The 15,840-nt window shown below is 58.4% G+C and carries 11 protein-coding genes and 2 pseudogenes; 9 read left to right on the top strand and 4 right to left on the bottom strand.

The genetic code is table 11. From position 1 onward, the window contains the following. Window positions 1-5: 5 nt before the first annotated feature. Window positions 6-1,160, bottom strand: coding sequence for an extracellular solute-binding protein (locus FHS81_RS11605; RefSeq protein WP_183753147.1), 1,155 nt, complete (start codon window positions 1,158-1,160; stop codon window positions 6-8). A 458-nt stretch (window positions 1,161-1,618) separates the two neighbouring features. On the opposite strand from FHS81_RS11605, the gene FHS81_RS11600 reads away from it, so the two are divergent. The 6 genes from FHS81_RS11600 (at window position 1,619) to FHS81_RS11575 (ending at window position 8,722) form a co-directional block, all read left to right on the top strand. Beyond that, a complete protein-coding gene (locus FHS81_RS11600) occupies window positions 1,619-2,707 on the top strand; it encodes an ABC transporter ATP-binding protein (protein WP_183753145.1) in 1,089 nt (362 codons plus the stop codon). Between the two features lie 49 nt (window positions 2,708-2,756). Further along, on the top strand, window positions 2,757-4,076 hold the full coding sequence (locus FHS81_RS11595) for an ABC transporter substrate-binding protein (protein ID WP_183753143.1): 1,320 nt from the start codon (window positions 2,757-2,759) through the stop codon (window positions 4,074-4,076). 186 nt (window positions 4,077-4,262) lie between these two features. Further along, window positions 4,263-5,129: a carbohydrate ABC transporter permease gene (locus tag FHS81_RS11590; RefSeq protein WP_183753141.1), complete on the top strand. Its 867-nt coding sequence runs from the start codon at window positions 4,263-4,265 to the stop codon at window positions 5,127-5,129. After that, window positions 5,129-6,025, top strand: a complete 897-nt coding sequence (locus FHS81_RS11585) for a carbohydrate ABC transporter permease (RefSeq protein ID WP_183753139.1) — start codon at window positions 5,129-5,131, stop codon at window positions 6,023-6,025. Before FHS81_RS11590 ends, FHS81_RS11585 begins: the two co-directional genes overlap by 1 nt. Before the next feature lie 134 nt (window positions 6,026-6,159). Beyond that, window positions 6,160-7,251 (top strand): sialidase family protein, encoded by a 1,092-nt coding sequence (locus FHS81_RS11580; RefSeq protein ID WP_343052480.1) that lies wholly within the window; start codon window positions 6,160-6,162, stop codon window positions 7,249-7,251. 7 nt (window positions 7,252-7,258) lie between these two features. Continuing rightward, window positions 7,259-8,722, top strand: a complete 1,464-nt coding sequence (locus tag FHS81_RS11575) for an FAD/NAD(P)-binding protein (protein WP_183753135.1) — start codon at window positions 7,259-7,261, stop codon at window positions 8,720-8,722. Between the two features lie 138 nt (window positions 8,723-8,860). Here the strand turns inward: FHS81_RS11575 and FHS81_RS11570 are convergent. Further along, a pseudogene (locus FHS81_RS11570) lies at window positions 8,861-9,396 on the bottom strand (transposase); the annotation flags it as partial. A gap of 533 nt (window positions 9,397-9,929) precedes the next feature. Here FHS81_RS11570 and FHS81_RS11565 point away from each other — a divergent pair. The 3 genes and pseudogenes from FHS81_RS11565 to istB all read left to right on the top strand — a co-directional run bounded on the left by FHS81_RS11565 (window position 9,930) and on the right by istB (window position 13,613). Further along, the gene (locus FHS81_RS11565; RefSeq protein WP_183753133.1) at window positions 9,930-11,030 is read left to right on the top strand and encodes a linear amide C-N hydrolase; all 1,101 of its coding nucleotides are present in this window, start codon (window positions 9,930-9,932) and stop codon (window positions 11,028-11,030) included. 269 nt (window positions 11,031-11,299) lie between these two features. Next, window positions 11,300-12,832, top strand: a pseudogene (gene istA / locus FHS81_RS11560) (IS21 family transposase). After that, the gene (istB, locus tag FHS81_RS11555; protein ID WP_183753278.1) at window positions 12,822-13,613 is read left to right on the top strand and encodes an IS21-like element helper ATPase IstB; all 792 of its coding nucleotides are present in this window, start codon (window positions 12,822-12,824) and stop codon (window positions 13,611-13,613) included. Before istA ends, istB begins: the two are co-directional and overlap by 11 nt. Window positions 13,614-13,784: 171 nt before the next feature. Here the strand turns inward: istB and FHS81_RS11550 are convergent, their stop codons facing one another. Together FHS81_RS11550 and FHS81_RS11545 are read right to left on the bottom strand one after the other, a co-directional pair. Then, window positions 13,785-14,738, bottom strand: a complete 954-nt coding sequence (locus tag FHS81_RS11550; RefSeq protein WP_183753130.1) for a FecR family protein — start codon at window positions 14,736-14,738, stop codon at window positions 13,785-13,787. A gap of 205 nt (window positions 14,739-14,943) precedes the next feature. Continuing rightward, the gene (locus tag FHS81_RS11545; RefSeq protein WP_183753128.1) at window positions 14,944-15,831 is read right to left on the bottom strand and encodes a LysR family transcriptional regulator; all 888 of its coding nucleotides are present in this window, start codon (window positions 15,829-15,831) and stop codon (window positions 14,944-14,946) included. Window positions 15,832-15,840: the final 9 nt, after the last annotated feature.

Raw genomic sequence — 15,840 nt, 5'->3', positions numbered from 1 at the left:
GTATGTCAGGCCGCCCGGTACCGTTCGGCATACTGCGAGATCAACTTGGCGTGCCACGCGGGCTGCGCCGGCCAACTCCACAGGCGGACAGGATCGATATTGCCGTAGATCGTCTCGTACAGTCCGCGCGCGTCAGTCGACAGCAAGGCCGAAGCGCCCTTCGCGACAGGGTTGTTGCCGGACTTCTCCGAGATGATCGCCGAGACTTCCGGCGAGATCACGTAATTCACCAACTCATAAGCCTGCTCGACGTTGCGGGACGCCTTCGGCAGGGACCAGCCGTCAATCCAGGTCAACGCGCCTTCCTTGGGCAGGCCGAAGCCTACAGGCGTGCCGGCGAGGGCGAGAGTTCTGATCGGGCCGTCCCATGTTCCGCCGATGACGGCGCCATTTTCGACAAAGCTGGACTTGATGCTGTCGCTGCTGGTCCAGAATTGCTTGATCGCCGGCTTGTTCTCGATGGCGAACGCCAGAACCCTGTCGAAAACCTCGCGGGCCTTCGTTTCGTCGGTGTAGGTGTCGAGCAGGCGGTTGGACGGCACGCTGCCGTTTGCGTCGAGCCACAGGCCGATGATGGTAATCAGCGACTGGGTCCGGCCAGTCACCCTGCCGCGATACCGCTCATCCCAGAGCAGGCCCCAGCTTGCATCCTGCGGGGTCAGGTCCACGGCATCCGTGCGCCATGCCAGCCCTTCTGTGCCCCAGACATGCGGAATGTGGTAGAGGCCGCCGTCCCAGCTCCAACGGTCGATGGAGGACTGAATAAGCGGGGCCTCCAGGTTATCGATGTTCAGCTTTTCCGTGTTCCAGGGTTGCAGAAGACCCTGCTCGCGGAACTGGGGCGCGCGGGGCAGGGCGTTCTGAACGAGATCGAAACCCTCGCCATCCGTGGCCTGCAATTTGTTGAGCACTTCGTCGATGCGCGAAAACGGCGTGGTGTTGACCTTGATGCCGGTCTTCGCGGTGAAATTCGGCAGCACAGGATCGGGCAATTGGTCGGCCCAGTTCAGCAGGGTGATCTCGCCGGAACTGGACAGGGCATTTTTGACGTACCAGGGGCCGATGCTCGCAATGCCGCCAAGCGCGGCGGCTGCCCGCAGCACTGTGCGGCGGCTGGGGCGCGGCGTTTTCGTCGAATGGGGGGCGGTGTCCTGGGTCATGTCTAAACCTTTCCTTGGGCATTGCCCTGCTGGGGGCCTGTCGGTCGCGTCGGCCCGGCTGCGCGGCTTTACGAGAATCAAAATCACTAGACAGGTCTGTCTCTAAAATAATCTATAGAAATAGTCAACTAACTTAAAGAATGATGCAAGCGCTTGATGGGCTTGATGCCTTATGCGCTTGCCTCATGGGCCGTGGGGGCTATGAGGCGTTTTATTCCAAGGGAGAGCAGAGTTTTCACGGGTGGGCGACGATTGCCCTGTGTTTTTCTATAATCCACAAATTCAGGTCATTTGTATATCAATGGTTTTTGTAGACAATATACAGACGTGTCTGTATGGTCCTGCGTCGTGCCGTGGCAAGGTGTTGCATGATCCGCGTTTCGGCCGGATCAACGCTGACGCAGGTGTGGTTTTTCGGGCCTGCAACGGCCGCGAAAAATTCTGAATATGGATGATCAATGTCTTCGCTGACGGTCGAAAGTGTCACAAGAATACATAACAACGGCTTCACCGCACTGGCCGACATTTCCTTCCACGTTGCGGATCGGGCGCTGGCCGCGATCATTGGTCCGTCGGGCTGCGGCAAGTCCACCCTGCTACGTCTGATCGCGGGGCTGGACCCGGCGACCTCCGGCCGCATTCGGCTTGGTGACAGGGACGTCACGGGTGTTGCACCGGGCAAGCGCAATGTCGCGATGGTCTTCCAGTCCTACGCGCTGTATCCCCATTTCACCGTTTTTGAGAACATTGCTTTTCCCTTGCGCACACGCAAGGTGCCCCGTGAGACGGTGCGCAGGGAGGTCGAGAAGGTCGCGGAACTCGTGCAGATGACATCGCGCCTTCACGAAAAGCCTGTGCGCCTGTCCGGCGGTCAGAAGCAGCGTGTCGCCATCGCCCGGGCAATAGTCCGCCAGCCGGAAATCTTCCTGATGGACGAACCTCTATCGAACCTCGATGCCTCGCTACGCATGGAGATGCGGCAGGAGCTTCGTGAACTGCAACAGAAGCTTGGCACGACGATGATTTACGTCACCCACGATCAGGCCGAGGCAATGACCATGGCGGATGATCTGATCGTGCTGCGCAACGGCGTCATCGAGCAGGCGGGCGAGCCGATGCATCTTTATCAGCAGCCGGTCAACCGTTTCGTCGCCGCCTTCATCGGCAGCCCGCGAATGAACATTTTCGATATTTCAAATACCGGCGGACAACAGAGCAATGAATTGCTGCATCGTCTGCGCACTGCCGGAGGCGAGGCCATTTCCCGGCAAAGCCCAGCTTTCGTCGGTATTCGGCCGGAAGCTTTCAGGCTGTTCTCAGACCCTGCGAACGATAAGGCGATCACCGTCCATGTAGAGGTATCGTCTGTCGAGCGGCACGGCGTTCAAACGCTTGTCCATGGGCGAATACCGGATTTTCCTGCCGCCGCGCAAACAATCTGCCTCTTTCCCGGTGATTTCAGAACGTCGACCGGAGATCTGCTGAAACTGTCAGTCGCTGAAACGGGCATTCATCTGTTTGATGATGCTGGAAAAAGACTCGGCTGAGACGTTGCGCAAGCAATCCGTTTCTCATTATGCCAACAAGGAATATGTCATGAGCATCGATAAGTCCTCGCCTTCAGTTCCATCGTCCACGCGCCGGCAATTCCTGCAACTGTCCGGCGCGGCAGCGGGCGCGGTGTTCCTGTCCACATCTCTGGGCGGCTTGCTGTCCGGTGTGGCACAGGCTGCTGAAGGCAAGCTTGTTTTCTGGTCGCAGCTTGCGGGCAGCAAGAAGGCCGCGGGCGACAGCCTTGAGGCCGCTTTCAGAAGTGCGTATCCGGGCATCACGCTCGACAGCAATCTGTTTGGCGACCCCGTGCAGTTGCACCAGAAGTTGCTGACCGCGATCAGCAGCAACACTGCGCCTGACCTTTTCGTTCAGCACTGGGATTACTCGCTGGCCTATGCTTACGGCGATAAACTGCTCAAGCTCGACGGCGCGATTGAGGGCCTCGATCTGGTGCAGGACGTCGACCCGACGCTTTTGGCATATAGCGCGATCGGTGACGATCATTATTCCGTGCCGCTGTATGGCACCTCTCGCGGATTTGCGTTCAACCGCGATTACGTGAAGGAAGCGGGTCTCGACGCCGGAAAGCCGCCGCGTAACTGGCAGGAGCTGCGCGACTGGGCCATCAAGCTGACGAAGCGCAACAGTCGCGGTGAGCTGGAAGTGGCGGGATTCAACCCCTTCAACAACGATGAGGCCGCGTGGAGCCTCTTCCTGTTGCTGCTGCAAGGTGCCGGCGGATCGCTGCTCAGCCAGGATCTCAAGAAGCCCACTTTCGCGGGACCGGAAGGCGTCAAGGCCCTGCAATTCATCTACGATCTCATTCACGTGGATCGTGTTTCGGATGTCGGATTCGGCGTCGGCGGCACGGGCACAAACCACATCTTCAACCAGAAGCGTGCCGCCTCCTATGTGGCCGGTAACTACAGTATCAACCATGCTGTGAACGCAGGGATTGATCTTGGCATTTCCGGATTCCCGAAGGAGCAGGATGGCTTTACCTCCTTCGTCGATCCGTTCAGCTTCGCCGTTCCGGCTTCCGCGACGAACCGCCCCGCCGCACTGACCTTTATCCAGTTTGCATTGTCGCTGGATCGGCAGGTGGCTTTCGCGCTGGAAAGCAAGAATGTCCCGGCGCTCAAGGCCGCGCAGAAGGATCCTCGCTTCCTTGCCGATCCGTTGCTCGCACAGTTCGCCGAGTTCTCGACCTATGCGCCCGATCATCCGGCTGTCGTGCCGACGGCGGCGGAGATTTACAACATCATCGCCCAGGCTGTGCAGCAGGCTGTTCATCAGAAGGCATCTCCGGAGCAGGCGCTGAAAGCGGCTGCCAGCGAAGTCGAGCCGCTTCTGGACGTGTAAGGCTGATTGACGCCATGTTGCGTGGGCTTGCCGATGCCTCATCGGCAAGCCCACGCTCGTTGCGCGCTGCCAATGCGCATCGTCCGTTTGTTATGGGGACGCGCTCCGGCTTTCTCGCGGACCGCACGACTACTATTCGCGAGGCCGAAATCCGGCATACATGCAAGGGGAGCGTGATCGGGGATCATGCAAAGAGGTTCCACTGCCACATCGGCGTATTTGTTCATCGCTCCGGCGTTGTTTATTCTTGTTCTGACGTTGCTTTTGCCGGCGGTGCTGACCATTGGGATGAGCTTCACCAATGTTACCTTTCTGCGTCCGACGCGGTTGGTGGGACTTCAGAACTACATCACGCTGTTCAACGATTACCGTTTTCATCAGGCAGTGTGGAACACGATCGTCTACACGGTCGGCGTGACCATTCCGACGATGTTCCTCGGCCTTCTGGCCGCGGTTGCCGTCAATCGCCGTTTCACAGGGCGGGTTGCGGTACGCACGATCTTCTATCTGCCCGCCCTGACCTCGCTGATAGCGTGCGCAACGGTGTGGCTCTATCTTTATGAACCGCACGCAGGCCCGCTTAACGGGCTTTTGAGCACGCTCGGGTTGCCCCGCCAGCTATGGCTGCAAAATCCCAATATCGCGCTTGGCGCCTTGATGGTCGTGTCGATCTGGCGCGACTTCGGCACGGCCATGGTCATCTACCTTGCCGGCCTTCAGGATATTCCCGAATATGTTTATGAGGCGGCGCGCATCGACGACGCAGGCAGTTTGACCATCTTCTTCCGGATTACAATTCCGCTGCTGTCTTCCGTCACGTTCTACCTGCTGATCATTTTGATCGTTCAGTCCTTCCAGGTTTTCGGCTTGATCTACGCCATGACAGGGGGAGGGCCGCTGAACGCCACCTCGACCATCGTTTTCCAGATGTACCAGACCGCCTTCGGGTTTACGCGGTTCGGATATGCGTCGGCGATGTCGACCGTGCTCTTCTTTACAATCCTGTTGTTCTCGCTGATTGGCGCATGGGTCGCCAGGAAGCTGAGGGTTTGATGGCTACGATAAAACACACCGGCGGCGCGTTGTTCCAATCCGGAGCGGAGCGGTTTCTTGCAGCGGCCCTGCTGCTGTTCGCGGCGGCTGTCACGATCGCTCCGTATCTCTGGATGCTATCGGCGTCATTCAAAACCGGGCAGGAAATGTACGTGTTTCCGCCAACCTGGCTGCCAACCGCGCCCAATCTGGGCAATTACATCGAGGTGCTGCAACTGCCTTATGCAGGGCAGCAGCTTGTCAACAGCCTCATCTACGCGGGCGGCACCACGCTGGCCAACCTGATCCTGTGCTCGCTGGCAGGATACGCCTTTGCGCGGCTGGAGTTTCGCGGGCGCAATGCGCTCTTCGCGCTTGTGCTGGCGCTTTTGATGGTGCCGACGCAAAGCCAGATTATACCGGTGTTTCTCATTGTGAAGCACATTCCGTTTGCGGGCGGCAACGACTGGCTTGGCAATGGCGGCACGGGTTTGTTGAACACCTATGCGGGCCTGATCCTGCCCAATGCGGCAACTCCGTTCGGCATTTTTCTGATGCGCCAGTTCTTCATCCGGGTGCCGCCTGAATATGAGGAATCGGCGCGTCTGGACGGTGCGGGGAGTTTCGCCATCTTCCGTAAAATCCTGCTGCCGCTGTCCCGCCCGGCGCTGACGGTGCTGGCGATACTCAGCTTTCAGCAGGCGTGGAACGACTTCGTCTGGCCGCTTATTTTGACATCGACGCGCGACATGGGGACGCTTCAGACGGGGCTGCAGTTGCTCCACAGCGGGCCTGACACACGCTGGAATGTCGTCATGGCCGCGGCGGCGCTGATTACCGCCCCCATGATTATCGTGTTTCTCAGTGCGCAGCGTCATTTCATCCAGAATTTCGCCAGCACAGGTCTCAAGGGTTAAAGCGTTTTCCGGGCAGAGCGCCGTAACCCTTTAATTTACCGCAACTTGCGTTCAAGTGGATGGATCGACTTGCGCGCGAACCGCTCCAGAGGTTGTTAGTGACGATGGACAGAACCGTTCATTCACCGGCGGGTGTGAAGCATCACATCGTGTTCCGCGAGCAGGACGCGTTCGCCGGCTGGCCGGCAAACTATGGCTTGTGGGCGTGGGGTGACGAGATCCTTGTCATATTCCTGCAGGGCCATCTTGGTGCTGCTGAACAGCTTCACGCGCGAGACAGGGAGCGCCCGTTCACGCCGCGGCAGGCGCGCAGCCGGGATGGCGGCGCAACCTGGATCGTTGAACCGTTTACGGGAAAACTGCCCGGCAGCGCCATCCTGTCCGGTGATGAGCATGTCGTCGCCCTGCTGCAAGCCGGTCACGCCATCGATCCGGGGAAAGATTTCGAGACGCCGGTGGAGCCGATCAATTTCCTCGATCCGGAAACCATCATCCTCTGCGCCCGCACGGGGCTGCATACCGATGCCATCAGTTGGTTCTACGTCAGCCGGGATAGGGGGCTGTCGTGGACCGGGCCTCATCCCATCGCGATTCCTATCGCGGGTGGCATTGCCGCGCGAACGGATGTCGTGCCACTGGGCGACCACGATGCGTTGTTTCTGCTCACCACAGCCAAGCAGAACGGGCGCGAGGGCCGTGTGTTCTGCGCCCGGACACAGGACGGCGGAGCATCGTTTCGGTTCACATCGTTCGTCGGCGAGGAGCCTGCCGGTTTTTCGATCATGCCATCGTCCCTGAAGCTGCCGGACGGGGCAATTCTGGCGGCGATTCGCTGCTCCGGACCGGACAAAACCGCGCCGAACAGTTCATGGATTGACATCTACCGTTCGGACGATCAGGGCGAAAGCTGGCATGTGGTGAGTCGGGCCGTTGACAACACCGGATTCATGGGCAACCCGCCTGCTCTTGGTCTGCTGCCGGACGGGCGCCTGATCATCGTTTACGGTTTTCGTGATCCGCCTTACGGCATACGAGCGCGAACGAGTTTGGATAATGGCGCGACCTGGGGCGACGAGATCGTTTTGCGGGACGATGGCCATCTGCCGGATCTGGGCTATCCGCGCCTCGTTGTCGGTGACGATGGCTGCGTGGTGACGGTCTATTACTTCAACGATGCGGCGGGGCCTGAACGCTATATCGCTGCTTCGGTTCTCTCATTCGGATGACGCCACTATGGCTGATAGTTTCCTGACCGCGGACAAAGCGGATCGGCACGCGCTGGCAAAACTTGAAGAGCGTGTTGCCGAAGATCTTCTGTTTCTCCAGTTGCCGGCTGCATCATGGGTGACACCGCGCCGTGATGACAGCGGCGACGAGCTGCTGGACGTCGCCATCATCGGCGGCGGCATGGCGGGATTGACGGTTGCGGCGGCGCTCATCTTCGCCGGTATCGACAGGATCGCCGTGTTCGACAAGTCGCCAGCAGGTCTTGAAGGGCCGTGGGTGACTTTCGCGCGGATGGAAACGCTGCGCACCGCCAAAGAGGCTGCCGGCCCGGCCCTCGGAGTTCCGTCACTGACATTCCGGGCTTGGTTCACCGCCTGTTTCGGCGCGCGTGCGTGGGACGAGCTGAGCTTCATCCCGCGTGCGATGTGGATGGATTATCTGATATGGTATCGCCGTATTCTGCGTCTGCCGGTGCTGAACGGCATTGAGCTGACCGGCCTCGATCCATCCGACGATCAGAGTGTCCGCCTGACGTTCCGCTCCGGGGACGGCACCAAAAATGTGAGCGCGCGACGTGTCGTTCTCGCCACCGGTCTTGGCGGATTGGGCGGGCCGGCCATACCAGAATTCATCCGCAACATAGACCGTCGTTTTTGGCTTCATGCGGCGCATGAGCGTGATTTTGCAACGTTTCGCGGCCTTGATGTCGGCATTGTCGGCGCAGGTGCATCCGCGATGGATAACGCGGCTGAGGCGCTGGAAAAGGGTGCGCGACGCGTGCATATCTTCGTGCGACGCAAGGAAATGCCTCACGTCGACAAGTTTACGGCAATCTCCCATGAAGGCTTGAAGCTGGGCTTCTCTGGTCTGCCCGATGAGTGGAAGTGGAAGATCTTACGCTACGGCATGGCCGAGCAGATTCCACCGCCACGGCATAGCGTGGAACGTGTGCTTAGGCATGAAAACGTCTTCCTCCACACTGGCAGCCCGATTTTATCTGCCCATGAGAGCGAGGGCCATTTGGCCGTGCAGACACCCAAATGCGTCCATCACCTCGACAGGCTGGTGCTGGCGACGGGTTTTGAGGTCGATCTCTCCTTGCGGCCGGAGTTTGACGCGATAGCGGATAAAATTCTGACGTGGGATGACATCCTGCCTAGCCAGCGTGACGGTGCTTTTGACAGGTCGCTTCTAAGCACCCCTTATCTTGATGAAGGATTGGCTTTTCAGGAGAAGAAGCCTGGCACATGTCCGGGGCTGAAGCTGCTTTACTGTTACAACTTCCAGGCGGTTCTCAACCACGGGAAGATAACATCCGGCGTGTCCGGGTTGAGTGAGGCATCCGGGCGCTTGGTGCGCGCGTTGTCGCGCTCGTTCCTGAACGAGATGCGCGATGAGTTGTACAGCCGCCTCATCGCTTACGATACGTCCGAGCTGGCGGACCTCGATTGGCCAGCGCCGCCGGAGTAGGGCGCTCGCGGGAGCTTTTGTCAGTTGTGGGGGGCCTTGGTTAGCTGTGGCGGTCGTGCGCGTCTTCCGTGCTGACGTAATGACCGGGCTGGAAAGCCATTCCCCTCTGAACTGAATAACATCGAAGCCTAGAGGTTGTTATGAACCAGCGGCGAGTACAGCGACGTTTTTGAGCATGATATATGCGAATGCTACGAGATGAAGATCGGCGAGGGTTTTGGCGCATCGTTCGTAGTCCCTGACGAGACGTCGGAACCACGTTGTCCAGGCGAAGGATCGTTCGATAACCCATCGTCTGGGCAGCAGGACAAAGCCGAGCCTGGCCTCCGGCAGCATGGCGACCTCAAGCCGAATACCGTGTCCGACGGCCGCCTTTTCAGGTTTCTCACCCGTATAGCCCTGATCGGTGGCCGCCTGGATCGCCTCGGCCCTGTCTCCGACATCAGCAGGCGTGACGTGCATGGCAAGCATATGGCTGAGCGTGCCGAACGCCAGATGCAGCTTCGAGCCCTTCTTGCACTTCGCGCCGTTATAACCGGCCCTGGCCCCGCTTTCCGACGTCGAGCGCAGGGTGCGGCCGTCGGCTGCTCCGGCTGACCGGCGGCGAGACGCAAAAGCATGCGCAGATCCTCGGCAAGCGCCTCGAAGCAGCCGGCACGCAACCAGCGCTGTGTATCACTGCCATATCCAGTCTCCTTGTTGCAGAGCATCGCTCGCAGAAGACCGGAATGGAACCGATGCAGGTTCATATGAAAAAATTATTCGTAAGAGTGCAAAGCGCCATAAGGCAACACGTCCCGCATAACGTGACTTTCATCGATGGACGATCGGTTCATAGCACGAACAGAAACAGCGAAAATAATAAGTTAATCGCGATAAACAGCGCTTTCTGGCATCTATAAAATTATATAGCCCAACCAATATGATAAATTTTTTAAAAAATGCACCCTAATATTTATTCTGATTATGAATAAATGAGGTCAATATCATTGTATGAACCATCGTCTTTGCAAAATAAGTATATCTACAATATTAATAATTAAAATCTTGACATAAAATTTATGCGAATCGCAATTTCAACGCACAATCATGTCATAGTCATTAGAAATTTACCGAAAAACATATATTCATAGCTATGCAACTTCGCATATGGGAGCGCCGCCGTGGCGTTGCCCTGGAATTTTATCCGATCGGGAGAGATACAGGTATGTGTACGTCACTTGTCTACAAGGATGCCGCTGGCAAGGCTTATTTCGGGCGGACAATGGAACTAACCGTGGCTTTGCCATACCAGCTTGCTCTGCTCCCGAAAGGCGCACAGTGCTCATCCCGCGTTGAGGGCCATCCGGAGGTTGCCTACCAGCGTCTGCACGACGTCATCGCCATCACCATGCCGGACCGGATGCCGACGGCGGCGGACCAGATAAAGCCTGAAGATCTGAAGGTTATAGAGGGTCTGAACGATGTGGGACTGACCTTCAGCCTGTTGGCGTACCCGTCCGCCGCTGGCGCTCAGTCCTCGCAGATGACCCGCGCCGCTCTTGCGGCATCCGATCTGGGGGCATGGATTCTTGGTAGCTTCACCACGGTCGCCGAGGTCCGGACCGCCATCGAGAAACAGCCGGTGCTGCTAGAGCCGCTGAAGGTGCTGGGCGGTACTGTGTCACCATTTCACTACGTCGTGCATGATCCGTCAGGCGCGGGGCTTGTGATCGAGTTCCACAAGGGCGTCATGCATCTGTTCGACAATCCGGTTGGGGTAATGACCAATGGCCCGGTATTCGACTGGCATCTGACTAATCTCGGCAATTATACCTTCCTCAACAATGTCGATCGTTCAAGCGCGACGTTTGGCTCCTTGCAGGTAAGCCAGCCGGATTCGGGCATCGCGACGGCAGGGCTGCCATCCTCGAACACCTCGGTCGGGCGTTTTGTCCGCGCTGTCTATTACACGCAGTTTGCCGAAAAGGCCGCCAGTCCCGATACTGCGGTGTGCACGTTGTCGCATATCATGAACAATTTCGATCGTCCGCGTGGCGTGACCATCGACCTCCCCGGGGAAGATGCCTGCGGTATTGAGGTTCAGGGGCTTGGGGACAATAACGCGCCTTATCAAACAGAATATACATGCTGGACCATCATGAGCGACCTTGATCGCAAGCAGTTTTATGTTCGCGATTACAGTGGCCTCAACTTTATCAGCATTGATCTCGCGTCGCTGTCCGGTGTGGATGCGCCGCGCATTATTCCGCTCGACCGTCTCACCAGCAGGGCGGGTGATGTGACTGACGCCCTGCGAGCTGCGTGACCGCAATATCTGGAAGTTAGCTCGGGGATGTGGCTCAATATGAACACATCCCCGGTCTAGGATTGGGACTTAATCAACTTATTGCCGATATTGAGTAATTCCTTGCTGTTCAGGTTTTGACGGCAAGGGGGGCTCCTGATGAGCTATCTTATCCGCTGTTGAATGTCGCTGAGAACTGACCCGGGTATTGCGGAAATTTTCATTGAGAATTGACCCATGTGATTGGCTCGCCCCGACTGCATCAGGCAGGGGGCAATGGAGTGATCGACATGGCTTTTTTGAGTGTCATCCGGCGATGGGCGTTGCGTGACAAACTTTCCATTCGCGAGATTGCGCGCCGAACCGGGCTGTCGCGGAACACGATCCGGAAGTATCTGCGCTCCGGCGACGTCACGCCGAAGTTCCGTATCCCTGAGCGCCGGAGCAAGCTGGATCCGTTTGCGGAGAAGCTTTCGGGCTGGTTGCTGCGAGAAGCACGTAAGCCGCGCAAGCAACGTAAGACGGTGAAGCTGCTCTACAAGGACCTTTCTGCACTGGGATATGGCGGCTCGTATGAGCGGGTTGCGGCCTTCGCCCGCTCCTGGCGCGCGGATCGGTTGCGCGATGAGCAGTCCATTGGTCGCGGCGTCTTCGTGCCCCTGGCCTTTGCGCCGGGGGAGGCTTTCCAGTTCGACTGGAGTGAGAACTGTGCTCTGATCGGCGGGGTTCGCACGAAACTGCAGGTTGCCCACATCAAGCTCGCACACAGTCGTGCTTTCCTGCTGCGGGCTTATCTGCTGCAGACGCATGAGATGCTATTCGACGCCCACTGGCACGGGTTCCGCGTCTTCGGCGGTGTGCCCGGCCGCGGCATCTATGACAACATGAAGACAGCTGTCGACAAGGTGCTGGTCGGCAAGGACCGGTAGGTCAACCTGCACTTTATGGCGATGGCCAGCCATTATGTCTTTGATCCCGACTTCTGCAACCGGGCTGCGGGCTGGGAAAAGAGGCAAGTAGAGAAGAACGTTCAGGATGGCCGGAACCAGCTCTGGCAGACAATGCCGGCCTTTGCGGATCTGGCAAGCTTGAACACCTGGTTGGAGGAGAATTCTGTTCGTCTTTGGCATGAGACGCCGCACGGCACCTTGCCGGGCACGATCGCCGATATCTGGGAAGCGGAGAGGGAGGCGCTGATGGCCCTTCCCCCCGCATTTGATGGGTTCATCGAACATGGCAAGCGCGTCTCCCCGACCTGTCTGGTAACGTTTGAACGTGCCCGCTACAGCGTTGCCGCCTCGTTTGCGAACCATCCGGTCAGCCTGCGGGTCTACCCAGAGAAAATTGTCATCGCGGCTGAGGGGCAGATCCTGTGCGAGCATAATCGGGTCATTGAGCGCGCCCATCACGCGCTGTCTCGCACGGTTTACGATTGGCGGCACTATCTCACGGTGATCCAACGCAAGCCTGGCGCCTTGCGCAACGGCGCCCCGTTTGCCGAGATGCCAGAAGCCTTCCGGCTACTTCAGCAGCATCTGCTCAAGCAGCGCGGCGGAGACCGGGAAATGGCTGAGATCCTGGCGCTTGTGCTGCAGCATGACGAGCATGATGTCCTGGCCGCCGTCGAAATGGCGCTTGAGGCCGGCGTGCCGACCAAAACCCATGTGCTTAATCTTTTGCATCGCCTGGTGGATGACGGACCCATTGCAACGCCTGATCTGGATCCGCCGCGGGCTCTGGCGCTTCGGGAAGAACCAAAAGCCAATGTCGCACGGTATGACGGCCTGCGCCTCCAATTGAATGGTGCGCGACATGCGTCATGATCCTGCCAGAGCTGCCATTGTCATCATGCTCAAGAGCCTGAAATTGCACGGGATGGCGCAAGCCGTTGCCGACCTTGTGGAGCAAGGCGCACCTGCTTTTGAGGCTGCAGTGCCAATGCTCTCGCAGCTTCTGAAAGCCGAAATGGCTGAACGTGAGGTCCGCTCAATCGCCTATCACCTGAAGATCGCCCGCTTCCCCGCCTATAAAGATCTGTTGGGCTTCGACTTCGCTGCCAGTGATGTAAACGAGCCCCTGGTGCGGCAACTCCACCGGTGTGACTTCCTTGATGGCGCCCAGAATGTCGTATTGATCCGAGGCCCCGGCACGGGGAAATCGCATGTCGCGACCGCCTTCGGCATCCAGGCCATCGAACACCATCGCAAAAAGGTGCGCTTCTTCTCGACCGTCGAACTGGTCAATGCCCTTGAGCAGGAAAAGATGCGCGGCAAGGCCGGGCAGATCGCTGAGAACCTGACACGCCTTGATCTGATGATCCTGGATGAGCTTGGATATCTGCCCTTCAGCGCCTCGGGCGGGGCGCTGCTCTTCCATCTGCTGAGCAGGCTCTACGAGCGCACAAGCGTTGTCATCACCACCAATCTCAGCTTCGCCGAATGGGCCACGGTCTTCGGCGATGCCAAAATGACTACTGCGCTGCTCGACCGCCTCACCCATCGCTGCCACATTCTGGAAACCGGAAACGACAGCTTCAGATTCAGGGCCAGCACCGCGGCCGCCAAACCAAAGAAGGGAGCCTCAAATGCATTGACCCAGACATGACCCGCAGAACATAACCGAAGGGTGGGTCAGTTCTCGATGACAAACCCCGGTCAGTTCTCAGCGACATTCAACAGCAAAGCGTCTGTTCACCGCGGGAACTTAGCAACCACTAGTTGGACACTTCATGGAAGAGGGGGTGAGGCACCTTTACATCCGAGTCATGCATAGCCTTCAGCGGATGATGATGAGCGGGCCGATCCTTTGCGCTTTGATTTGGAGCGCTTGTTCCAGGTAGACCAGTGCGGCATTTGTATCGGAAACGGCGAGCGTGCCGCTGACGCGCCTTTGCGACACGTCCTTGCCTGCGATTACGATATGTCCGGAAAAGTGACGGTTGATTTCCTCGACTATTTTTGACAGCGGTGCGTTGTCGACAACAAGTTGCCCGCGCTGCCATGCAACTGCCGCCAGATCGTCGTCGGGGTTCACCTGGCTGACGCCGGTTGCGGGATCGTAAGCCAGTCGCTCTCCCTCTGCGACACGAACAGGCGGCTTTTCCGTGTGTTTGAAGGTCACCAGCACAGCATTTTCCGTAACCGTCACGTCTGTTTCCGTCTGGCCGAGACGGACATCGAACGCGGTGCCTAGCGCGGTGATGCGGGTGTCGCCGGCGTCGACGCTGAAGGGGCGTGTCGGATCGTGAGCAACTTCGAAGTAGGCTTGGCCGCGCAGAAGCCGCACGACCCGATTATTGCCGCTGTAATCATAGGCGATGGCCGAGGATGCGTTGAGCTGAACTGTCGAACCGTCCGCGAGCGTGAGAACGGGCATTTCCCCGGTTCCGGATATGGCATCGGCCCGCAGGCGCATTGGCCCATCGGCGGCGATGAACATTGCTCCGGTTACGGCTGCTGCCAGCAAGATAGCAACGGCGGGCTTGGCCACAGTGCGCGGTTTGACGGCCATATCCCGCAACGTGGGATCAGATGCGATGGCCGCCCCGGCTTCACCCATCAGGAGTTCCGCCGCGCGATAGGCACGAACGTTTTCTGGGTCGCTATTCAGCCACGACTGAAAGGCTGCCTCGTCCGCAGCGGATCGCTCGGCCTCACGGTTGCGTAAAATCCACCCTGCGGCTTCTTCATGGCGCTTGCGCCGGGCGCGGATCGCTGACTTGTCCGGCATCGGAATTCCCAAAATACTCAAGTCTCACTTAATAGACGAACCTGCTAGCGGATTTGGGACATCTATACCAGTTCCCGGCAGGTTTGATGTTGGAAACCGTCAAAACCAGTCGAGCAGCGTTATCACAAGATAGGGCATTGCGGCTAAGCGGCCACATCGTCGGCGCGACAGGATTTCCGCTGCTCGCCAACAAGCATTTGCGATTTTATGTATTCGCCCCAAATTCCTCCGTGGCAAAAGATATGAAGCTGCGCAGACGTGGCGTCATGCGCTGATCGCGATAATACAGCAGTGACATCGGACGTTGCCCCATATGCCAATCAGGCAATAACTGTATGAGATGACCGGCCTCGACATCAGAGCTAAGCAGAATGGCAGGCTGCATGATGATCCCCAGACCCGCGCGCGCTGCCGTCCGAAGCGCCTGACCGCTGTTCACGGTGACGGAACACGAAGGGGTAATCTCCACGGTTTCATCGCCTCTCGAAAGCCGCCAGCGCGATCTCGATGCCCGAGTGAATCCGACTGTCTCATGCGTGCTCAACTGCTCTGGATGTTCAGGCGTGCCACGACGGCTCAGGTAGTCTGGCGATGCGCAGATCATCATCCTGTATGGCATGAGCGGGCGCGCAATCAGCCGGCTGTCCGGAAGCGTGCCGATGCGAAAGGCAACGTCGAAGCCTTCTTCCACGAGATCGACATTCCGGTCCGTCAGAACCACATCCAGCGTCACGTCAGGGGCTGCCTCGCGGTAGCGTTTCAATGCCGGCATCAGCGCTTCAGCCCCGAATGTCGTGGGTGTGGTGATCCGCAGGTTGCCGCGCGGCGCTGCGTGCAATGTTTCGGCTTCTCGTTCTGCAAGCGCGACCCGATCGAGAATATCCCGGCACTGCTCGAAATAGCTTGCGCCGAAATCTGTCAGGTGCTGGCGGCGGGTTGTGCGGTTGAGAAGGCGCGTGCCTAACCGTTCTTCGAGCGCGGCGACATGCTGGCCGACCATGGCCGGCGACACGCCGAGTTGCGCGGCGGCGGCGGTCATGGAGCCAGTCTGTACCGCCGCAACGAAAGCCTGCATGGCGCGGAAGATGTCCATTCGATAGTT

Source organism: Pseudochelatococcus contaminans (assembly GCF_014195635.1).
In the GTDB taxonomy this organism is placed as follows: domain Bacteria; phylum Pseudomonadota; class Alphaproteobacteria; order Rhizobiales; family Beijerinckiaceae; genus Pseudochelatococcus; species Pseudochelatococcus contaminans.
This window is presented reverse-complemented; position numbering and strand designations above follow the sequence as displayed.

Bases quoted from the DNA above. Each gene is read 5' to 3' on its own strand.
- FHS81_RS11575 (WP_183753135.1), top strand. From the start codon at position 7,259: ATGGCTGATAGTTTCCTGACCGCGGACAAAGCGGATCGGCACGCGCTG.
- FHS81_RS11545 (WP_183753128.1), bottom strand. From the start codon at position 15,831: ATGGACATCTTCCGCGCCATGCAGGCTTTCGTTGCGGCGGTACAGACT.
- FHS81_RS11590 (WP_183753141.1), top strand. From the start codon at position 4,263: ATGCAAAGAGGTTCCACTGCCACATCGGCGTATTTGTTCATCGCTCCG.
- FHS81_RS11565 (WP_183753133.1), top strand. From the start codon at position 9,930: ATGTGTACGTCACTTGTCTACAAGGATGCCGCTGGCAAGGCTTATTTC.
- FHS81_RS11600 (WP_183753145.1), top strand. From the start codon at position 1,619: ATGTCTTCGCTGACGGTCGAAAGTGTCACAAGAATACATAACAACGGC.
- FHS81_RS11550 (WP_183753130.1), bottom strand. From the start codon at position 14,738: ATGCCGGACAAGTCAGCGATCCGCGCCCGGCGCAAGCGCCATGAAGAA.
- FHS81_RS11595 (WP_183753143.1), top strand. From the start codon at position 2,757: ATGAGCATCGATAAGTCCTCGCCTTCAGTTCCATCGTCCACGCGCCGG.
- FHS81_RS11585 (WP_183753139.1), top strand. From the start codon at position 5,129: ATGGCTACGATAAAACACACCGGCGGCGCGTTGTTCCAATCCGGAGCG.
- istB (WP_183753278.1), top strand. From the start codon at position 12,822: ATGCGTCATGATCCTGCCAGAGCTGCCATTGTCATCATGCTCAAGAGC.
- FHS81_RS11605 (WP_183753147.1), bottom strand. From the start codon at position 1,160: ATGACCCAGGACACCGCCCCCCATTCGACGAAAACGCCGCGCCCCAGC.